This window comes from Cupriavidus sp. FW305-46, assembly GCF_058787075.1.
This window is the reverse complement of record NZ_JBYSZI010000133.1, coordinates 1-1706: the sequence shown is the minus strand read 5'-3', so window position 1 is coordinate 1706 and position 1706 is coordinate 1. Positions and strand designations below refer to the sequence as shown.

The 1706-nt window shown below is 50.8% G+C and carries 2 protein-coding genes; both read right to left on the bottom strand.

The genetic code is table 11. The features are described 5' to 3' along the window. Positions 1 to 887, bottom strand: an 887-nt coding sequence (locus AC3WON_RS31060) for a Tle-like phospholipase domain-containing protein (protein ID WP_492353479.1), incomplete at its 3' end; no start/stop codon positions are given. A gap of 21 nt (positions 888 to 908) precedes the next feature. After that, positions 909 to 1571: a hypothetical protein gene (locus tag AC3WON_RS31055; protein ID WP_492353478.1), complete on the bottom strand. Its 663-nt coding sequence runs from the start codon at positions 1569 to 1571 to the stop codon at positions 909 to 911. Between the last annotated feature and the right edge of the window lie 135 nt (positions 1572 to 1706).

The window sequence follows — 1706 nt, the reverse complement described above, 5'->3', positions numbered from 1 at the left end:
GCCACCGGGCTGGAGCTTAGGCTTCCGAATTGCTCACGCACATTGGCAGGGATAGCCGCAAAATCGGCGTGATTCGGCGGAATTCGGTATTTGCCAGTAGCTGGATCAATGCTGAGCCCTTGTTGCCCAGCAAACAGCGCTCCCATCGTATGGTCCATCCCAAACGTAGCCAAACCGAAGGGGGTTGCTCCCGCAAGCAGAATGGTCTTGAACGCTTCGGGCATAAATGTGCCCGGTAACATCGTGACTTGTTGATCAGTCAGCTCTGAAAGATAGACACCGGCGGAATCCCGACTGTAGTAGAAGGTTGCAATATCGTTCGGCGTACGAATATCTTGTACGTTGTGTCCTGCAGCAACATATCGTGCCAAGGCTGCCTCATAGCCGCCAACGCCAAAATAGTCGCCATTGATCGTCGCCGATGGGATTGGAAGACTGTTGTAGACCTGTGTATCGAGATTGTTTTTTAGCGCAAACGTCTGCGCCATTCCGCCGCCTAAGCTATGGCCGGTAGTCGAGATCGAATATCCGTCATATGCAGGATTCTCCAAGATGGCATCAAGCGCTTTCTGCGCCTGTGTTTGAATCTTAAAGAATTCACTAGACCCATTATTTAGGACATCAGATGTCCAATTTGATAATGCATCAGAACCTTTGAACGAGAATGTAATTTCTTGTTTGGTCGGATTTACGAATATCTCGAATCGATTCTCTAGGACTCCACTGCTGTTTCGTTGCTCATTCCATCCATCTGTGAACTGAGCTCCGCTAGGTCCGGCGATCCTCGACGGCGCCATCGGAGTCCAACCTGCGGTTAACTCTGCACGGCTGTCCGGATACGCCAGACTCGCGAGGACCATTCCATCTGCCTGATTCGGCATTGTCATGGTAAGGAGCGGAGTCTATATTCAGTTCATTTGGCAATGGCGCTTTGTTCGCTGGACTTCAGCCGCGACATTACACATGGCATCTTTTGTGTGCCAATAATCTTCAAGCTCTTTGTTCTTCTCGATTATCGGCACATACTTGCCATTCGAATCTCTTTTATATCTGCCATCTCTAAAGTCTGGCCAAATCCATACCGCAGGCGATCGATATACCAAGCACTGCGACCCAGGAGAGGAGATGGCAAGATATAGAGGTTGCGCATAGAAACATCGGATTTTCATCCCTCGCTCTATCCATTCCAGTCCTTTCTTCCAGTTTTGTTGCTCGTAGGGCAGGTAGACCCCTTTGGTGTATTGGGGTGCACCACGACCATCGAAAAGCATTAAACCGAGAGCGATCATTGCGTCGCTCGACCCCTTTCCGGCAGCCTTCTCGTAAAGGTTCTTTATTGCCACGGGGTCGCTAATACGATCCTCCCCGATCCACCCTTCCGCATTGGCGAGTGCAAATAGATAATCACCCATCGGATCACCTTTAGCTTGCAGGGCTCGGATCTGTTCAATCTGCTGCGCGCGCAGCTTTGTAATGCGCTCGCGAGTGAGAGCTTGATCAACGCTATTCGCCGTTGAAATAGTGCCACTTACAAATGCTCCACATCCCGCTAGAAATAAGGAGCTGACCATGAATACTTGGCGCACCAGTCGGAAGATGGAAAGGCGACGCCAAGCGCCGATATATGACTTCCAAAATGGAAAGGGCGTTTGCCTGCGTCGGCGCGAACTCGTGAGAAGCATTTACACCCCCGTCTCGAAGGTGGG

Bases quoted from the DNA above. Each gene is read 5' to 3' on its own strand.
- AC3WON_RS31055 (WP_492353478.1), bottom strand. From the start codon at position 1,571: ATGGTCAGCTCCTTATTTCTAGCGGGATGTGGAGCATTTGTAAGTGGC.